The 16,820-nt window shown below is 53.9% G+C and carries 16 protein-coding genes; all 16 read right to left on the bottom strand.

The features are described from left to right. Positions 1-184: 184 nt before the first annotated feature. On the bottom strand, positions 185-1,285 hold the full coding sequence (tri1, locus tag ACSZO4_RS11310) for an ADP-ribosylarginine hydrolase Tri1 (RefSeq protein WP_437889021.1): 1,101 nt from the start codon (positions 1,283-1,285) through the stop codon (positions 185-187). Continuing rightward, on the bottom strand, positions 1,285-2,628 hold the full coding sequence (locus ACSZO4_RS11305) for a PAAR domain-containing protein (protein ID WP_437889020.1): 1,344 nt from the start codon (positions 2,626-2,628) through the stop codon (positions 1,285-1,287). The genes tri1 and ACSZO4_RS11305 overlap by 1 nt, the downstream gene beginning before the upstream one ends. A 2-nt stretch (positions 2,629-2,630) precedes the next feature. Beyond that, on the bottom strand, positions 2,631-3,428 hold the full coding sequence (locus tag ACSZO4_RS11300; protein ID WP_437889019.1) for a DcrB-related protein: 798 nt from the start codon (positions 3,426-3,428) through the stop codon (positions 2,631-2,633). A 20-nt stretch (positions 3,429-3,448) separates the two neighbouring features. After that, positions 3,449-5,371 carry a type VI secretion system Vgr family protein gene (locus ACSZO4_RS11295; RefSeq protein WP_437889018.1) on the bottom strand — a complete coding sequence of 641 codons (1,923 nt, stop codon included), beginning with the start codon at positions 5,369-5,371 and terminating at the stop codon, positions 3,449-3,451. 165 nt (positions 5,372-5,536) lie between these two features. Continuing rightward, complete coding sequence (locus tag ACSZO4_RS11290; protein ID WP_437889017.1) at positions 5,537-5,917, bottom strand: hypothetical protein; 381 nt, start codon at positions 5,915-5,917, stop codon at positions 5,537-5,539. Positions 5,918-6,027: 110 nt separating this feature from the next. Next, on the bottom strand, positions 6,028-6,396 hold the full coding sequence (locus ACSZO4_RS11285) for a hypothetical protein (RefSeq protein ID WP_437889016.1): 369 nt from the start codon (positions 6,394-6,396) through the stop codon (positions 6,028-6,030). A gap of 128 nt (positions 6,397-6,524) precedes the next feature. Then, positions 6,525-6,926 carry a hypothetical protein gene (locus tag ACSZO4_RS11280; protein ID WP_437889015.1) on the bottom strand — a complete coding sequence of 134 codons (402 nt, stop codon included), beginning with the start codon at positions 6,924-6,926 and terminating at the stop codon, positions 6,525-6,527. Positions 6,927-7,038: 112 nt separating this feature from the next. Beyond that, the gene (locus tag ACSZO4_RS11275) at positions 7,039-7,194 is read right to left on the bottom strand and encodes a hypothetical protein (RefSeq protein ID WP_437889014.1); all 156 of its coding nucleotides are present in this window, start codon (positions 7,192-7,194) and stop codon (positions 7,039-7,041) included. An 81-nt stretch (positions 7,195-7,275) separates the two neighbouring features. Further along, positions 7,276-7,632: an immunity protein Tsi6 family protein gene (locus tag ACSZO4_RS11270; protein WP_437889013.1), complete on the bottom strand. Its 357-nt coding sequence runs from the start codon at positions 7,630-7,632 to the stop codon at positions 7,276-7,278. A gap of 305 nt (positions 7,633-7,937) precedes the next feature. After that, on the bottom strand, positions 7,938-8,318 hold the full coding sequence (locus tag ACSZO4_RS11265; RefSeq protein ID WP_437889012.1) for a DcrB-related protein: 381 nt from the start codon (positions 8,316-8,318) through the stop codon (positions 7,938-7,940). A gap of 43 nt (positions 8,319-8,361) precedes the next feature. Next, positions 8,362-9,822, bottom strand: coding sequence for a serine/threonine protein kinase (locus ACSZO4_RS11260; RefSeq protein ID WP_437889011.1), 1,461 nt, complete (start codon positions 9,820-9,822; stop codon positions 8,362-8,364). A gap of 25 nt (positions 9,823-9,847) precedes the next feature. Further along, positions 9,848-12,457 carry a type VI secretion system ATPase TssH gene (gene tssH, locus ACSZO4_RS11255; protein ID WP_437889010.1) on the bottom strand — a complete coding sequence of 870 codons (2,610 nt, stop codon included), beginning with the start codon at positions 12,455-12,457 and terminating at the stop codon, positions 9,848-9,850. A gap of 40 nt (positions 12,458-12,497) precedes the next feature. Further along, a complete protein-coding gene (gene tssG / locus ACSZO4_RS11250) occupies positions 12,498-13,541 on the bottom strand; it encodes a type VI secretion system baseplate subunit TssG (RefSeq protein ID WP_437889009.1) in 1,044 nt (347 codons plus the stop codon). Then, a complete protein-coding gene (gene tssF / locus ACSZO4_RS11245) occupies positions 13,538-15,409 on the bottom strand; it encodes a type VI secretion system baseplate subunit TssF (protein ID WP_437889008.1) in 1,872 nt (623 codons plus the stop codon). Before tssF ends, tssG begins: the two co-directional genes overlap by 4 nt. Positions 15,410-15,411: 2 nt before the next feature. Further along, the gene (gene tssE / locus ACSZO4_RS11240; RefSeq protein WP_437889007.1) at positions 15,412-15,978 is read right to left on the bottom strand and encodes a type VI secretion system baseplate subunit TssE; all 567 of its coding nucleotides are present in this window, start codon (positions 15,976-15,978) and stop codon (positions 15,412-15,414) included. Then, complete coding sequence (locus tag ACSZO4_RS11235) at positions 15,971-16,783, bottom strand: type VI secretion system accessory protein TagJ (protein ID WP_437889006.1); 813 nt, start codon at positions 16,781-16,783, stop codon at positions 15,971-15,973. Before ACSZO4_RS11235 ends, tssE begins: the two co-directional genes overlap by 8 nt. Positions 16,784-16,820 lie beyond the last annotated feature (37 nt).

Below are 16,820 nucleotides of genomic sequence, written 5' to 3'. Positions count from 1 at the left end.
CGGGCATCGTGAAAAATCTATGGCAAAGAAAGCCTTATGTTCTCATAACTGACGATTAAATCGCACCTTCCCTAGTACAAATCAGGTTTAGCGCAAAGGGAAATATTCAGTGGCCTCGTGTTCCTGCGCACGAATATGGCGATGCATCGCATCGCCATTTGAGCACAATAGAAATATCGCTGTATTACAACATCGTATCATCCGGCGCGCGGTCGAATAATTCACCCGCCATGGCCGCAATTCGGTCATGCTGTACCAGCTTATCTTTCCATTCCTGCGGAATGCCAGACCAGCCGTATAACGCACCCGCCAGTTGCCCGGCAGTGGCAGCTACGCTGTCCGCGTCATCTGCCAGATTGGCAGCAAGCAATATCGCATCGCGGAAGTTATCGGTGTTCCAGACGGCCCACATGGCCGCTTCCAGCGTATCGATGACATAACCACTGGAACGAATCTGGTCACGTGTTTTTTGCTTATATTCACCGGCGTTGATGATGAGGACGCGTGGTACAAATGGCAATCGTCGTGGTGAAAAAACTTTCTCTTTTGGATGACCATTTATCAACTGCACAAGTAAAGCTGTTAGATATTCTGCGGAATTAATTGCTTCTATCGAACAGTGTGTTGCCATGCTCTGATTTTTGGCATTGTAAAAAGCTTTGGCGAAATTCCTGTAAAAATATATAGCAACAGGTGACAATCTTATTATCGATGCATTACCTGCCGTTTCAGGCTCATAATTTCCATACCAATCCCCTCCATGAACTACATACTGTTCCAGCGCATATCTGGTGGTATTCCCAATATCAAAACAAACTCCATTGGAGCTATTATAACCTTCCCGATACCACTTTAGCATTTTATCTCTGAAGCAATCTGTATCAGTATATTTAGTTTCCAGCAACGTCTCTGCCAGACACAAAGCCATTGAAGTGTCATCTGTCCATTCGCCGGGTTTAAGGCGAAAAGGTCCACCGCCAATCATGTCGGTCACCGTGTGACGGTCACGGGGCGTAAATTCCAGCGTCGTGCCCACCGCATCGCCTACCGCAAGACCCACTAAAGCGCCAATGGCTCTGTCCCGACAAATCCCGAGGGGCAAAATTTGTTCAGGAGTGTCATTCCATTTTGTAGGAGAGGCTTCTTCCGGACCATCGACCATGGGATGTTTATCATAGTCGTATTGCATGCGGTGCTGCGTACGCGCATTAGTGAAAGGAATATAGTGATCGTATTTCTTAGCATACTCTCGAATTTCGCTTATATCTGAATGCAGGTCGATCATTATAATTCCTTGTATTTAAGATAGGTCGTACCATTGATATCGGTGCGTTCCAATACTTCAAACTTTGTACCTGGCTTGAACAGAACTTCAGTCTCATTGTTCATCTTATAATGGGAGAGGAAATCGATTTGTCGTCCTGAAGTTCCTTCAATGGTAATTTGCGTTGGCCCTTCAAATGGTTTCACCCTGTCTGAACTCATGAATGCTGGATCCGAAACGATTTCCCCAACCTGGTTTTTAGCTAAAATATCAGGCGGTAAATCCGTTCCACGCAACGTTTCTCCTTTAAAAACAGGCAACTTGTCAAGCCCCTGATTGATGTGATCAATATATGCCTGCCTTTGCGGTGTCATTTCAATCTGCCCTCTGAGCGCCATATTCGCCTCAGTGTAACCCGGATTCGTGGTGTAGCCATATAATGCCCCAACCTCATCGTCCGATAACCTTTCAGAAAGTTTCGGGTTATACATATCCGCAAGTTCGCGCCCTTTTTGGGTCCATCTTGTTGCAGTAGCTTCACCTTTTGCTTCCGCCAACGTCATGGAAGGCTTATTCGATATCGTGGCTACAGGCTCTACCGCAACAGGCTCTGCAACCACCTTCGCCGCTCTTGCGGCAAGCATACCATCAAATTTCGCGCCACCTTTGGCACCTAAACCACCGCCAATCAAGCTACCAAGCAACATGCTCCATTTTTGCCCGTCGCTCCCTTCACCAAAGAGCATGCCACCTAACCAGTTTCCTCCTGTCCCCCCTGCCATTCCGCCCGCCATGCTCAGCAGGGCGATAGCCGGGCTTGCAAGCACGGCCACGGCAGCCGTACCCACCCCCAGCATGACCCAATTGATCCATCCGGGTATCTCCGGGCTGATATCGTCGGTTTGGATTTTTTCCCCGCCAAAGAAAACATTAGGCGACCCCGCAAAAATTTCTGCGCTACAAGTAAGCCTGTCACCAGTGCGCCCTGCTGGATAATTATTGATATAGATTTTGATGGAACCTTCTGCAACCCGTTTCAGTGAGCCACTGTGTTCCTCACATTTCCCCGATGATAAATGCGCCCGAATGGCCCTTCGGCTGTTGACGTAAACATTAGGTGAACCTTCCCTCAACGACCCCGTTACATGACGCGGTGCCCAGGACATACTCCCCAATACTTCGCCAAGGCCTCCACCCGCACATGCCCCTGCCGCAACGGCGGAGACCACCACCAGCGCCGCCCCGCCCGTCATGATCGTTGCCGCGCCCAACAACGCACCACCGATAAGTCCCGCAATCATCCAACTTTTCGAGGCCGTGTGCGCAATAGGGTCATCGACCCTTGCCGCCTGAAACGCTGTCATGTTTACGCCATCCGCTGCCGGGCAAGCCAGGACTTAATCTGCTCAAGCGTGGCCAGTTCCGCTGTTCCATTGACCGAACGACAAATACTGAGTTGATGTTCGAGACGGTGGCTGTCTTCGGTTGCCATAAACCACAATGCATAACGTACCGGTTGAGTGCCAGGTACGGGCGAAATACGTAGCGGTGAACCGTCTTGTGAATACACCAGATAGACACCCTCGCGGGCTCGCTGCAAAGGCAAGTGTTGATAGAGGGCCTGAACGCCGGAGAAAACCTCAAGGCTACGATTCTCGGTATCCAGGGCGAAGAAAATATCCGGGTCATCTGCCTGTACCCTTTCCCCGAGCGCAGCTTCTTGTGGATGATGATGAAAACGAATACTGGCGATTATTTCCTGGTATTGCTGCTGGTAATAGTCGCTAAATTCATCAGGGCAGGTGCCGATATAGCAGACTATTTTTTTGCTGCCCGCAGGCTCATCCAGCAAAAGAATGGTCTGTCGTTGCAAAATAAGCGCCTGATCGTTTTTGAATTGATAAAAAAGTTCGACCGCATCCACGCCATCAACGATGACGCGTTGTGATGACTCAAGTCGAAATTGCGGTACCGTTATTTCCAGTTCACGAGCAATACGCGCGGCAACCGACTGAACATTTTCCCCCTTTTTCGCACCCGCACGAGAAACAACAAAAGTAAATTCACTCACACCGTTATCATTGAGCGTAAATAAATTCATGGTGCGATCTTTGAAAACATCAGGTAACACCAGCGTTGCTTCCTGGAGGAGATAATCTGCCATAGTGAGTCCCTTTATTCGGCTTAGTTTGTACTAAAGAAGTTGTTTACATCGTTTTGAATCGATGATTGTTGATTGGGGCCGACGGCAAGTGTTGCCGGGCCACCATCTTCAGGATTGAGGTGTAACTCACCGTTGAGGGTGTTAATTTGCGCGCTGTCTGCGGCGGTGAAATTAAAATTCTTACCCACAATACTCACCGTGCCGTCGTTCAGAAGCTCAATGGCGCTCTCACCACATTCAAGGCGCAGCATCTCGCCCGCTGAAAGCGTGAAATTCTTAACCACTTTATCTTTGCGGTCGTTACCCGTCAGATTGTCCACATTACCTTTCACGCCCGAATACTGATCTTTAATGACCCTCAGGGTTTTGTTTTCACCAATAAATCGGGTGTGGTTTTTTTCGATGGAATGGGTTTCGTCATTTTTAACGTTGGTGTCCATATTGCGCTCGGCCTGGATCCACACCTGCTCCTCCCCCGCTTTGTCTTCAAAGCGCAGGGCGTTGGCGGTGTCGGCTGAACCGTCTTTCGAGCGACTCAGGAACCCCATCTGAGTGGCCCCTGCCGGTAGCGCCCACGGCGGCATGCTGGCCTCGTTATAGACGCGCCCGGTCACTATCGGTCTGTCCGGGTCGCCGTTGATAAAGTCCACCACCACTTCGTCGCCCACGCGCGGGATTTGCACTCCACCAAAGCCCTGACCCGCCCAGGCACTCGACACCCGCACCCAGCAGGAGCTGGTGTCGTCGCCTTTTGCCAGCCGGTCCCAGTGGAATTTCACCTTGATACGCCCGTATTTGTCCGTCCAGATGCTTTCCCCCTGCGGGCCGACCACTTTGGCGGTTTGCGGCCCGTAGGTACGCGGCCAGGGGGCGGTTTGCGCCGGGCGGTACGTCACTGATGACGGAATAACCGTGAAATCCACCCGGTGAATGGTCTGCGAGTCGCCGCCGCTGGCGTAGCGGTTCTCTTCCAGCCAGTAGTTAGCGGCCGTGGTCAGGTACTCGCCGTTGTCGCTGAAAAAGGGCGCATTATGCAGCGTGAAGGTGTTACCGGGGGCAATACCCAGTGCGGTGCCGCTGCCCTGCACCTGCTGGTGCTCCACCTGCCAGCGCTCCTGACGCACTTTGGCATAAAACTCGGCGTGGTCGTTCTCAACAAAGCGACCCGGCCAGTCATAGACATCAATACTGCCGGGCTGGGGTGAGGCCGGGTTCTGCCGCGCCTGGAACAGCCAGGCGTTAGGTTTGCGAAAATCATAATCGTCGAGGCTGTAAATCCCCGGTGTCACGCTGTCGGTCAGCGCCCACTGGCTGACCCCTTCTTCATCGGTCGAGCCGCCGGAGGCCGTGGTGTGGTAAGGAATATTTTCATACCCGCTGAAGGGCTGATGCTGGGTGGCGGCGTCCGTCAGCACCAGCACATGTCGCTCTGCTTCGTGGCGGAAGCTGTAGGTGATGCCCTCCAGCTCCATCAGGCGGCTGATAAAATCGAAGCTGCTCTCCTGGTACTGCACACAGTAGTCCCAGACCCGGTAGCTGCCCGTCAGCTTATCCTCGATATTGACGCTGTACTCACCGAGCAGGGTTTTCACTATCTGCGGGACAGTCTGCCCCTGGAAGATACGCAGGTTGCGGTCTCGTTTCATCGGCCACAGATCCGGCTCCACGGTCAGTTGATAGACCGCATAACGGGTGCCGGTCAGCTCGACGGCGCTCACCGCCACGCGGGTGATTTTGCCGTTAAGGTAGCGCGGGGCAAGCAGGCTCTGGGTCGGGATACTCACCGTCACCGGCTTGCCGAGCAACTGGCTGCGGTCAATACGCGCATCGGTGCCGAGCAGAGTCAGACCAAGCGAGAATGGTTCGGAGAGCGCTTCACGGCCAGAGAGTTTCCAGAAAAGCAGCCCCTCGACCGGAAGCTGTACGGTAATACGGTTAAGCATAAAGTTCATTCCGTCACATGATGAAAATACAAGGGACCAAAAAATATTATCTTCCAGTGTGTTGACGATTCTGGTTATGACCTATTGAAAATAAACAGTTCGACATTATCCCCCTGCCACTGAATCATCGGCAAAGGATTAAATAGCAACACAGATTCTGGAAATTTATTCGGTAGACAATTCTACAACCGCCATTTTCCCTGAAGCCTTGTTTTGGTATTTAACCAGGCTTGGTATGCCTTTTTTCAACTTAGGTACATCAGAAACCTTTACCACAGCAGCAGCCTTGTGGTCGCTGGTTTTTCCGCCAATCGTCGCTTCAAACGTCATAATGAAATAATAATCAAAGTTATTGGTCGTCGAGGTCTGCCTCCAGCTCTTAAGAGAGACCGTTGTCAGTTCACCTTGCCATTTGTCTTTTGTTAACCAATCTCTGATTTCCTGAAAATCTTCTTTTTGACCTTTCAGACCACGAAGAGAAACAAAAACAATCAACAGCGTGACAGCAATACCAATCATGCCTGAATATTCCGATATAAAGTTCATATGCACCTTAATATCAACCATACTTATAAAACACTGAAAATTCCCTCTTTGAAAACCAAAAATAAAACCACAAAAAAACAATCAGAACTTACAACAAAAGGATTTCAAGGCTATCTTTTTAATGGATGAGAAATATTTAATATAACTTTTTCCGGTTCCTTTTTAGAATAACGCAACAAAACTTTTTCACCGGGTTGATATTTATTAATCGCAGTTGCGTCGACTACAGCATCTGACTCACCATGTAATTTAACACCTTCATCCGTCACATAATCAAATGATAGCGCAATATTGATGAAGCCTGAATTACCACCAGAACGACTAACAACACTTGTAATAACCGCAGTTGCATCTACGCCATCAGAATCAATCATTGATTTTGTCTTTTTGTTTTTAACATCTCTAATCATTAAAGAAACAAAGATGTAAACAAACAAAGCCAACACGGCTATCACAATTATATCCGCTACAACTTTCATACATCCTTCTCAGATAAACATAAAAAACACCGGGGGTATGCAAACATCACAAGAGAAACAAAAACAATCAACAGCGTGACAGCCACACCCACCGCACCTGAGTATTCCGATATAAAGAGATTATCCATTCAGGAACCAGCCGTTATTGCTTTGGCTAATAAAGGTTTACCGCTGAGATCTTTAACGAAAACAATTCTTCCAGTTTTTGCTTCAACTTTACCGTAGTACACTCCACCAAGCAGGTAAGAATCCACTGCAATGAGACAGGCCGTTTCCTGATGTTTTTCGACCAACCAACTTTTTTGATTCGCCTTATCCTCAACATGTAATGACATGTCGATTACAGGATTATTATTGATGAACAAGCCATTTTGTTTCATTGTTAATATAGTGACATTAACATCACGCCCCTGTTCCAGAACAGTCAGTTCTCTTTCCTGGGAGTTGCGAACAACCCGATGAGCAAAATACCAAATGAGCGCACACAAAGATAAAGTCACAACAACATTAACAATATTAAACAGCGACATGATTGTTCCTTAACTCACCTGACCACTCAAAGTGCAAACAGTCAGTTCTTCTCTATCATTTAATCGTAAAGCATGCGGCATGCGATTATTTCTCAGAAACTTGCTTTGCTCGTCAAACAAAATAGATTATCAGATGGGAATTGGCAGTTTGTTTAATAGCTTCATCAATAAATCTCTTCTTGATATCATCCGTAAGCGGAATGGTTTCATGGGGAGATTCAAATTTAACCATGCTGTTTTTCTCTGCATAAAATTTACCGACGGCCATTTCCCCCTTGAGAAGATGATAGTCTCTGTCTGACTGCATGGAACTGTATTGCCCCAGTTCAATCACACCTGTAACAGCAAGTCAGCAAATTCTATTTTTATATCTTTTTTGCCTTTTAATAAACTCAGGATCTTCCTGATGAGGCAGGATCACTTTCAGACCCGCAGCAATCTGAGTGGTAATGTAATTAGCATACGATAAATGTTGTGCAAGCTCTGGATCTGTCGTATCAAATTCTTTAGATGCTAACGTACCTAAATTCATTGAATGCAGTACGCTTTTATCTGTTTTCGTACCTATAAGAATAGCTTTCACGTACTCTAATTGATTCTTCGCCATTATATAAAGTGGATAATCCGGTTTCTGAACTAATCGCTGATTCGTTACACTAAGAGCATCGTTAATGTAATCAATTGCCTTATAGTGTTCGTTACTCATTTAACGACTCCAATTATCTCTTTTTCATTGAAAAGCAAATGAAATAATCACCTTACTTTTTGCAAACAATAGCCAAATCACGCATGTACTGCTCCAGTACTTAAATTAAAAACTTCATATCTACCACGAATCATATCTTTGACAGGAAGCGTTGCGACAGAGAAGCAAGGAACATAAAGTGAACGGAATGCCCCCAGAGCCCTATGTTCCCCCTCACCCTAACCCTCTCCCAAGGGGAGAGGGGACTGTCCGTGCGGGTATTTTTTCTGAGGATCCCTCCCTTCTCCTCAAGAGGGGAAAAAGGGCTACTTGCCGCGATGAAATTTAATGCTCTGAATAATGTCCTGATACTGCTGCTGATGGCGGAGGCTGAACTCATCGGGGCAGGTTGCCACATAGCTGACCTGCTTTTTCCCACCGTTTGCTAAGTCGATCAAAATCAACGTCTGGCGCTGATAAATCACATGGTGGTCGTTCTTAAACTGATAAAACAGCTCGATGGCCGGGTAGCCGTCCACCGTCAGCATTTGCGTTGATTCAAGGTAAAAATCGCTCAGCGTCTCGTTCAGTTCTCGTAGGGTACGGGCGGCGACGTCATGGACTTTATCGTCGGGTTGCGCGCGGGTGCGTGAGACAACAAAGGTAAATTCACCGCTACCATCAAGGCTCTGTGTAAGTACATTCATAGTTCATTCTTAGCATCATTGAACAATGCCGTTAAAGGGTGAATCACCGCTGCGGATTGATAAGCCAGGTTCCGGCACCAGCAATCGTCAGCGTCTGGCTACGAGACTGGCCGTTCCCCGCCAGGACTATGTCATAACGTCCCGGTTGTAGCTTAACCGTGGCAAAACCGCTGGTGGCTGGCGTCACGGATTGCGGCTCACCATTCAGTGACAGCTTTTCTCCGTCGTTCATCCGGATATAGACCTGCGCCACTGGGGCCGCAGTGGTCACCGTGGCAGATGGCGGCGTGGTGGCGATTGATTGCGCCGTTGCCACTGGAGCGCTGGTGGTTACTGGTGTGCTGACCGCCGGTGGAGCCTGAACCGCGCTGGCGGCAGAAGTATCCGCAGGCCCGTTACCGGCAGTTTGCGCCGCAACCGGCTCCGGTACGGCCTGCTGACGGAAAAGCAGGCTTCCGGCAATCAGCCCGACCAGCACGCCTGCGGCCACCAGCCCCGGCACCTTGTAGCGTCGCCAGTCCAGCGCGCCGGGTTTTTCTTCAACCGGTTCAACCGGAACCAGCATGGTGCCCGTTTTCTTCACCTGCACCACATCATTCATGCCGGCAACGGGCAGTTCGAGCAGTGCGGCAAAGGCATCAATACTTTGCGGGCGATCTTCCATTTTCAGCGCCAGCGCTTTATCCACCGCAATCAATAGCGGCGCTGAGTAGCCCGGAAGGTGGCGGCTGACCAGCGGCTGGTAACCATCCTGAATGCTACGCACCACGCTCACCGGCGGCGGCGATCCGACGATCAGCGTATGCAGCACCGCACCCAGCGCGTATATATCGGTCCATGGGCCCTGCTCGCTCTCATTGTCATCGGTGTATTGTTCGATAGGGGCAAATCCCGGGCGCAGCATGGTTTCGGTCTCATCGGAGATCGAGCCAATGCTGCGGCGCGCTGAGCCAAAATCGAGCAGCACCGGCAGGCCATTGTCCTGGATCTGGATATTGTCGAGCGAGATGTCCCGGTGCAGATAGCCTTCGTCATGAATGGTTTTAATGGCCCCGAGCAGCATAGGTAGCGTCCGACGGATCCACACCTCATCCACCAGCCGTGGATTTTTATCCCGCAGGCGCGACAGCGTTGTGCCGCTGTAAAATACCGTGCCCATATACGCGGTATCGTTCTGTACCCAGAAGCGCAGGACATGCAGCAGGTTAGGATGGTTAAAGCGCGCCAGCAGTCGGGCTTCCTGAATAAAACTGTTCAGCCCGGCAGAAAAAGCCTTACCGAATCGATCGCTACGCAGGACCAGCGTCATATCGTCGTTACGCACCGCCAGCGAAGAGGGCATAAACTCTTTGATTGCGATCGTGCGTTCGAGCTGGTGGTCCCAGGCACGATAGACAATGCCAAAGCCCCCGCCGCCAATCACCTCTTTGATCTCGAACTCATTAAAGCGATAGCCGGGCGGCAGTGCGTTCGGTACAACCCGGTTGTTATCATTTTCCGTCATCGTTGAAACTCTCCTGGTAATGGCATCAGGCCGCAAACTGGCACTGGAATTCGCCCTGATCAAAGGTGATACGTAGCTGCCGGTAACGCTCATCACGCGAGCTGGCATCCAGCAAAATCTGGCTCATTTGTGGCAGGAGCGTGTTGGTGAGAATGGCATCCACCATACGTCCTCCCGATTCGACATCGGTACAGCGCTGAACAATCTGCGCAATCACGCTGTCATCCACCTCGCAGGCGATACCATGATTGTCGGCGAGTCGGCGTTGAATACGTTTAAGTTGCAGGCGCACAATTTGAGCAAGCTGGCTGTCGCTAAGCGGGTAATAAGGCACCACCAGCAAACGGCCCAGCAGCGCAGGGGGGAAGACCTGGAGCAGCGGCTGGCGCAGTCCGTCGCGCAGGGCTTCGGGCTGCGGCAGCAGATCCGGGTCGGCACACAGGCTGGTGATGTAATCCGTGCCGACGTTGGAGGTCAGAATGATAATAGTGTTGCGAAAATCGATATGCCGCCCTTCGCCATCCTCCATCCAGCCTTTATCGAACACCTGGAAAAAGATTTCGTGCACATCCGGGTGCGCTTTTTCGATTTCATCGAGCAATACCACGCTATAGGGACGACGGCGCACCGCTTCGGTCAGCACGCCACCTTCGCCATAACCGACGTATCCCGGAGGGGCGCCTTTCAGCGTCGAGACGGTATGGGCTTCCTGGAATTCACTCATATTGATGGTGATAACATTTTGCTCACCGCCGTACAGCGACTCCGCCAGCGCCAGCGCGGTTTCCGTTTTCCCGACACCGGACGGGCCGCACAGCATAAACACGCCAACAGGTTTATTGGGGTCGTCAAGACGGGCGCGCGCGGTGCGTACCCGACGGGCGATCAGCTCCAGCCCATGACGCTGGCCAATCACCCGCTCACCGAGGGTGTCCGCCAGCCGCAGAACTGCATCAATCTCGTTTTTCACCATCCGTCCGAGGGGGATCCCCGTCCAGTCAGCCACCACCGCCGCCATAACGGCGGCATCCACGGAGGCAAATAACAGCGGCGAATCGCCCTGAATTTCCCGCAACGCCGCCAGTTTCTGCGCCAGCGTCTCCCGCAGCGCATCCGGGTTCTCGTGGCTCTCATCCCGCAGTTGCGCCCGCAGGCGGATAACCTCATCCACCCGATCCTGCTCCTGCTCCCAGCGCTGGGTCAGGCTGTCGCGCTCGGCTTCGAGCCGGGTACGTAAGGCCTGTAATTGTTCGACTCGCCCGGCGTCCCCTGCGGCCATGCGCTCTTCCCGGCTGGCTATTTCGATTTCAACGTCCACCCCGGCAATCCGGTGCAGACAGTCTTCGAGCATCGGCGGCGGCGCACTCTGGCTGACGGCCACCCTGGCGCAGGCGGTATCAAGCAGCGCTACGGCTTTATCGGGTAACTGGCGGGCCGGTATATAGCGGTGTGAGAGTTTGACCGCCGCGACCACGGCTTCATCCAGCAGCAAAACCCGGTGGTGCGTTTCCAGGGCTGACACCGTGCTGCGCAGCATCAGCGTCGCTTTCTCTTCATCAGGCTCGGCGACCTGTACTGTCTGGAAGCGACGGGTTAACGCCGGATCTTTCTCGATGTATTTCTTGTATTCCGCCCAGGTGGTCGCCCCGATGGTGCGCAACTGACCGCGCGCCAGAGCCGGTTTTAACAGGTTGGCGGCATCTCCCGTCCCCTGCTGCCCACCTGCGCCAATCAGGGTATGGATCTCATCAATAAACAACATGATCGGCGTCGGGCTGGACTGCACTTCGTTGATAAGCCCCTGTAGCCGGGCCTCGAATTCCCCTTTCATACTGGCCCCGGCCTGCAACATGCCGATGTCCAGTAACCACAGCTGGACGTCGCGCAGAGGTTCAGGCACCTCACCGGCGGCAATACGCAGCGCCAGCCCTTCCACCACCGCCGTTTTGCCGACGCCCGCTTCCCCGGTAAGCAGCGGATTGTTCTGCCGACGGCGCATCAGAATGTCGACCATCTGGCGGATCTCTTCATCGCGCCCCACCACCGGATCAATCTTGCCTGCGCGGGCGCGGGCCGTCAGGTCCTGTCCATATTGCGCCAGGCTACTTTTCCCGCCCGGCACGGCAACGCTTTCGGCAGCCGTGAAGGTTTGCGCGCTCTCTTTGCTGTCGGCAAATATCTCATCGAAATCATCAAGCAGCGTATCCACCCGCAGCCGTTCAAACTGGGAAGAAATACCTTTAAGCACAGTTGCCAGGCTCCAGGTTTTCAGCAGGCCAATCAGCAAATGGCCGCCACGGATACGCGTCACGCCGTATTTCAGGGAGCCATATACCCAGGCGCGCTCCACGGCGGTATCAATATGCTCTGACAGATCCGAGACGGAGGTCGCCCCGCGCGGCAGGGCGTCCAGCGCGCGGACGATATCCTGGGTAAGCGCCTCTTCACTGAGGTTGAAATGGCGGATAACCTGCTGCATATCGCCCTGATCCTGCTGCATCAGGGCATGCAGCCAGTGCACCAGCTCCACATACGGGTTACCGCGCAATTTGCAGAACGCGGTGGCGCTTTCCAGCGAGGTAAACAACAGGGTATCCAGTTTGCCGAACAGCACGGCACGGCTAATTTCTGACATGATCGATTCCGTGAATGAATGAAATTGCGTCTGACGGAGCTTACTGCTCCGGGCTGAAAACCAAATCGCCGCGGGAAACAGGCTGCGGCTGAGCACCCAGCCAGGCACTGTAGCCAAGGCGTTCGCTGCCCCCCAGCGCCGTGCCCGCAACATCCTCATGTTGCAGGAACAGGCGTAGCGACCAGCTGTACTCGATACCCAGATACTGTCGTACCCAGTCACGCACCCGGCTTGCCACGTTTTCACCAGGTAAAAACTGGCGGTAGGTCATAAGATCCAGCGGGCCAACATTGATGCAGAACTTATGGCTGACATCGCGCACCGCCGCCCCCAAAAAAGCCGACTCCCCCAGCCGTGGCGCATGGCGTCCACCCTGCAAACGCGCGCGCTCACGCGGACTAAGCGGCATCCACTGAGGAACGTTTTCGCTGATATGCACCGGTACGCCAAAGTAGTGGGCCAATATTTTCTCCAGCCCCTCCGCATCGCGTCCGTTGCGGGTTAAGTGCCCGGCGACGGCGAAACGGGCGTGCGGGCTGAGGCTGCCTTTTTCGAGCTGCCCCGGCTGGCCCATGCCAATCAGTGAGGCCACATACTGTTCGAAGCGGCGGTTATCGGCCCGATCGAGCGAAACCGTGGGCTGCGCATCGGCCCAGGCGCGGTAAAAAAGTAGCGCCAGGCGATGATGAAAGAGATCGGTAAAGGCGGTAAGCGTGTCGTCCTGGTGGTGGTCGATTCGCTCGCGGGCATATTCGGTCAGATGTACCGGCAGCGGGCCATTGGGGCCAAACAGGCCAAAACTTAAGATGGACACATCATACAGCGGCGCGCCCTGCCGTTTGCTGACCCCGGCAAGGGTGGCCGGGGCAAAGCCCAGCGAGGGTTTTTGCCCGATGCGCAGCGGCTCAAAACGCGGCAGCGGCGCGCGGCCCAGCGGATAACGCTCTCCGGCCTGGGCGTCAATTCGCCGCAGCAGTGTGAATAAGTCATAGCGCCAGGGGGCGACCATCAGCCTGGACCAGAAGTCTTCCGGTAAGGCGGTTACCCGTCTGACGGGCGCAAGCAGGCTTTTAGTCTGACTCATATCAGCGCCCTCTTACCCATCCGCGGCGGCCAGTAGCCAATCTCCCCGCGTTGCAGGCTGTTAAGCGTGAACTCCGTAAAGCTGTTCATCGCCACCAGGCGGGCAAAGACCCGCTCCAGTACGCTACCAAACAGCCACGGGCTGAATCCGGAGAAGGCCTGTTCATCGACGGTGAGGTTAATGCTGACGCCACGGGCAAAAACGATGGGACCCGGCTCCGGCACACGCCGATGCACCGGTTGCAGAATGCACTCGCGAACGCCGTCAATCTGACGCGCTACGGACGCTTCCGCCAGCCGCGTATAGAGGCCAAGCAACTGGCGCAGCGCCGCCGCGCCCTGGCCCTCTTCTCCGTCCATCAGGCTGAGGTAATTCATCTGTAGCTGGCTGACCAGTTGCCAGGTGCTGAGTCCTTCCGCCAGCGCCGGGCGCGGGGGCGTCGGCCCTTTGCGCAGGCGCGGGTTTTTCACCGGCAGCGAGTCGGGAACCACAAACTGCCCCAGCTCCTGTTGCAGCAACAGCGGCAGGTCACGGCTGGTGCAGAGTACGTCGGCGGTGATATAGCGCAGGTTATCCTGCCAGGGCGCGTGCTGTTCATCCACCAGCGAGGCGAACACTTCCGAGCCCATATATCCCGTGCGGGTGCCGTAGCGCTCCGCATGCTCTGACAGCGCCCGTTGCTCCCGGCGCAGGGAAAAGTAAGCCCCGTAGTTGCCGTTGTCCTGGTTCAGACTGCGCCAGAAAGGGCGAAACAGCTGATCATCGCGCTGTCCATCGACGCTGGCGTAAATTTTGTTTACCGCATAGATTTCGTAATCCAGCGGGCGGATGTTATCCACCACCAGATGGTATTCATGCAGGTTGTCGCGCAGCTTTTGCCGCTCCGCCACTTTGCTGAACAGATTAATCACCGGGGTGCAGTGCAGCGCAAGGTGACTTTTGTCCACCACGCGCTCAAGCTGCGGGTCGGCTTTATCGAGCAGGATGATGATATCAAAGGCTTTTGCCTCGCCGCAGTTCACCAGTAACTGCCGCAACCCTTGCACACTGAAGAACAGAAAGCGTGAGGGGAAGGCAAAATATTCCTGCAATAAGCGGTAGCCATCGAAATTGCGTAAGTCGCCGGGCAGCAGTCCCTGGTCAGGATCAAAACCTTCGTGGCGCAGGGCCTCCTCACCCAGGATCACCGGCGGGTTTTCACTCCCGGGGATCAGCGCCAGCGCGCCGGTCTGGTGGGCCATCAGCAGTTCCAGCAGTTGCAGCGCCTGCATATCCGGGCCGCTTAAGAAAAACTCAATCCGGTCAAAATCAAGATGCGCAAGTTTTGTCGCGCTTTCACAACTCAGGCGGATACGCAGTGCACTGGCCGCCCCACTGAGCCCGGCGCTGATGCGGGTCAGCGGCAGATCGGCTGGCACCCCGCCCAGCTCCGTCAGACTGATACTGAGCGGCAGCAGGGTGACGTCGTGCGCGGTGGTGTAGCTGCAGGTCACGCCATTTTTCTTCAGCGCCTGGCTGTCCATCATGGTGCCGCGCGGAACCACAAAGCCTTTGCTCAGGTCCCCTTTCATCGCCTCGGGCTGGAACTCGGCAATCGCCATTGACGGCGTGGGCGCCAGATAGTTTGGCGCAATCATCTCCATTAAGCGTTCGGAGAAACGGGGAAATTCGGCGTCCATTTTGAGCTGAACCCGGGAGGTCAAAAAAGCAAAACCCTCCATCAACCGTTCCACATAGGGGTCGGCGACATCCATGCCGTTCATCCCCAGTCGCCCTGCGACTTTCGGGTAACGTCCGGCGAACTCCTGGCCCATTTCCCTTAGCCAGGCGAGTTCACGGTTGTAGTATTCGAGCAGTTTGCTGTCCATGCTTACCCCACATCCTTCAACTCAAAATGGCCGTTTTCCAGATCCACATCCGAACGAAACAAAAAGGTCAGTGGATAAGGTACGCACCACAGGCGGCCTTTAATCTCAATGGACAACACGTTATGTAAATCCAGTGACTGGGTATCAGAAATACAACGCACCGACAGCCCTTGCGGCAAAATACGCGGCTCAAAATGGAGAATGGCTTGCGTGAGCTTGCGCTGGATGTCCTGCCATTCGATATCAGACATACGTTTGCCCGCCAGCGGGGCGACGCCGAAATTGACCACCGAACGGCGTACCTGATCCCATCCGCTAAGATCGTGTTGCGCTTCGTTGTTGATGGTGTTGAACAGCCATTGCAGATCGCGCAGCACGTGTCGCCGCAGCGCGGCATGGGCAATCAGTGTACTGTTGCGCGGCTCCTGCCGCTTTTCAGGGGCATCATCAGTAAGGCGGTCAAGCAACGAAGGCTGCATTTTGTCCCGGCTGCTGACGGTCTCTTTTTCCCGTCGCACCCGCCAGCCGCCGTGCAGCAGTTCGCTCTCGTCGTGGGTCTGATTACTCATGCGTTTTAACCTCGGTAAAACGCAGTGTCGCAAGCGTAAGCAGCGGATATTCGGCGCTGTCGTTGAGCCAGACTTTCTGCCCCTGCCCCATATAGTGCGGATCCTCACCGGGTAACGGCTGCCATTCGGTAGTCCGCGAAAGCAGGAAGCGGTCTTCCGTACCTGCCTCGAAGGGATAGCGAACCGGGATCTGACAGACCTGCTCGCTGCCGTCATGCAGGCGAATCAGGGTGTGCCGCCAGATAAGGTCCGTTACGCTCACCGGCGCCTGGAAGGTCATTTCTGCGATCGCGCTGAACGGCAACCAGCAGTAGCGACCATTGATAAGGGTTTCGCAGACCGGGCCAAAGCGGCAGTCACCGTCCATCAGCCAGTCAAAACGGTGGCTTGTGCCATCCTGCAAGGTGAGCTCGCCGGGAATGGCATCGGCCTGCTCCAGGGCCACGATACGTTCAGTGCAGGCCTGTGCGCCGAACAGATCCAGGGCATTGACCATCGCAGCCAGCCACGGCCACTGTCGTGCGGGCATCACCGGACGCGCCCGGCCCGCCATCACCTCCGCGCGCTGTTTTTCGCCACTTATCGCCTGCTCCAGCAGAGTGATGGTTGGCTGCGCCTGCGGAGTCAGCGCCAGCCAGCCTTTAAGCTGAGCGAGGGCTCGCGACCAGTTACCGTCCAGACAGAGAAGCTGCGTGAAAGCCGCGCGCAGGTCAGCATTGGTCGGCTGCGTGCGGATCTGGTTTTCCAGGCTGCCAAGGCTTGCCTTCAGGGAATCCCCGGCGAGTTGTGCGTCAAGCGTGTTCATAAGCGCTCCTGTGTTGGACTGTGGCGTGGTTGTTTAC

This window comes from Phytobacter sp. V91, assembly GCF_965644225.1.
Taxonomy (GTDB): domain Bacteria; phylum Pseudomonadota; class Gammaproteobacteria; order Enterobacterales; family Enterobacteriaceae; genus CBFFRJ01.
Note: the sequence above shows the minus strand (reverse complement) of the source record. Positions and strands in the feature narration are given on the sequence as shown.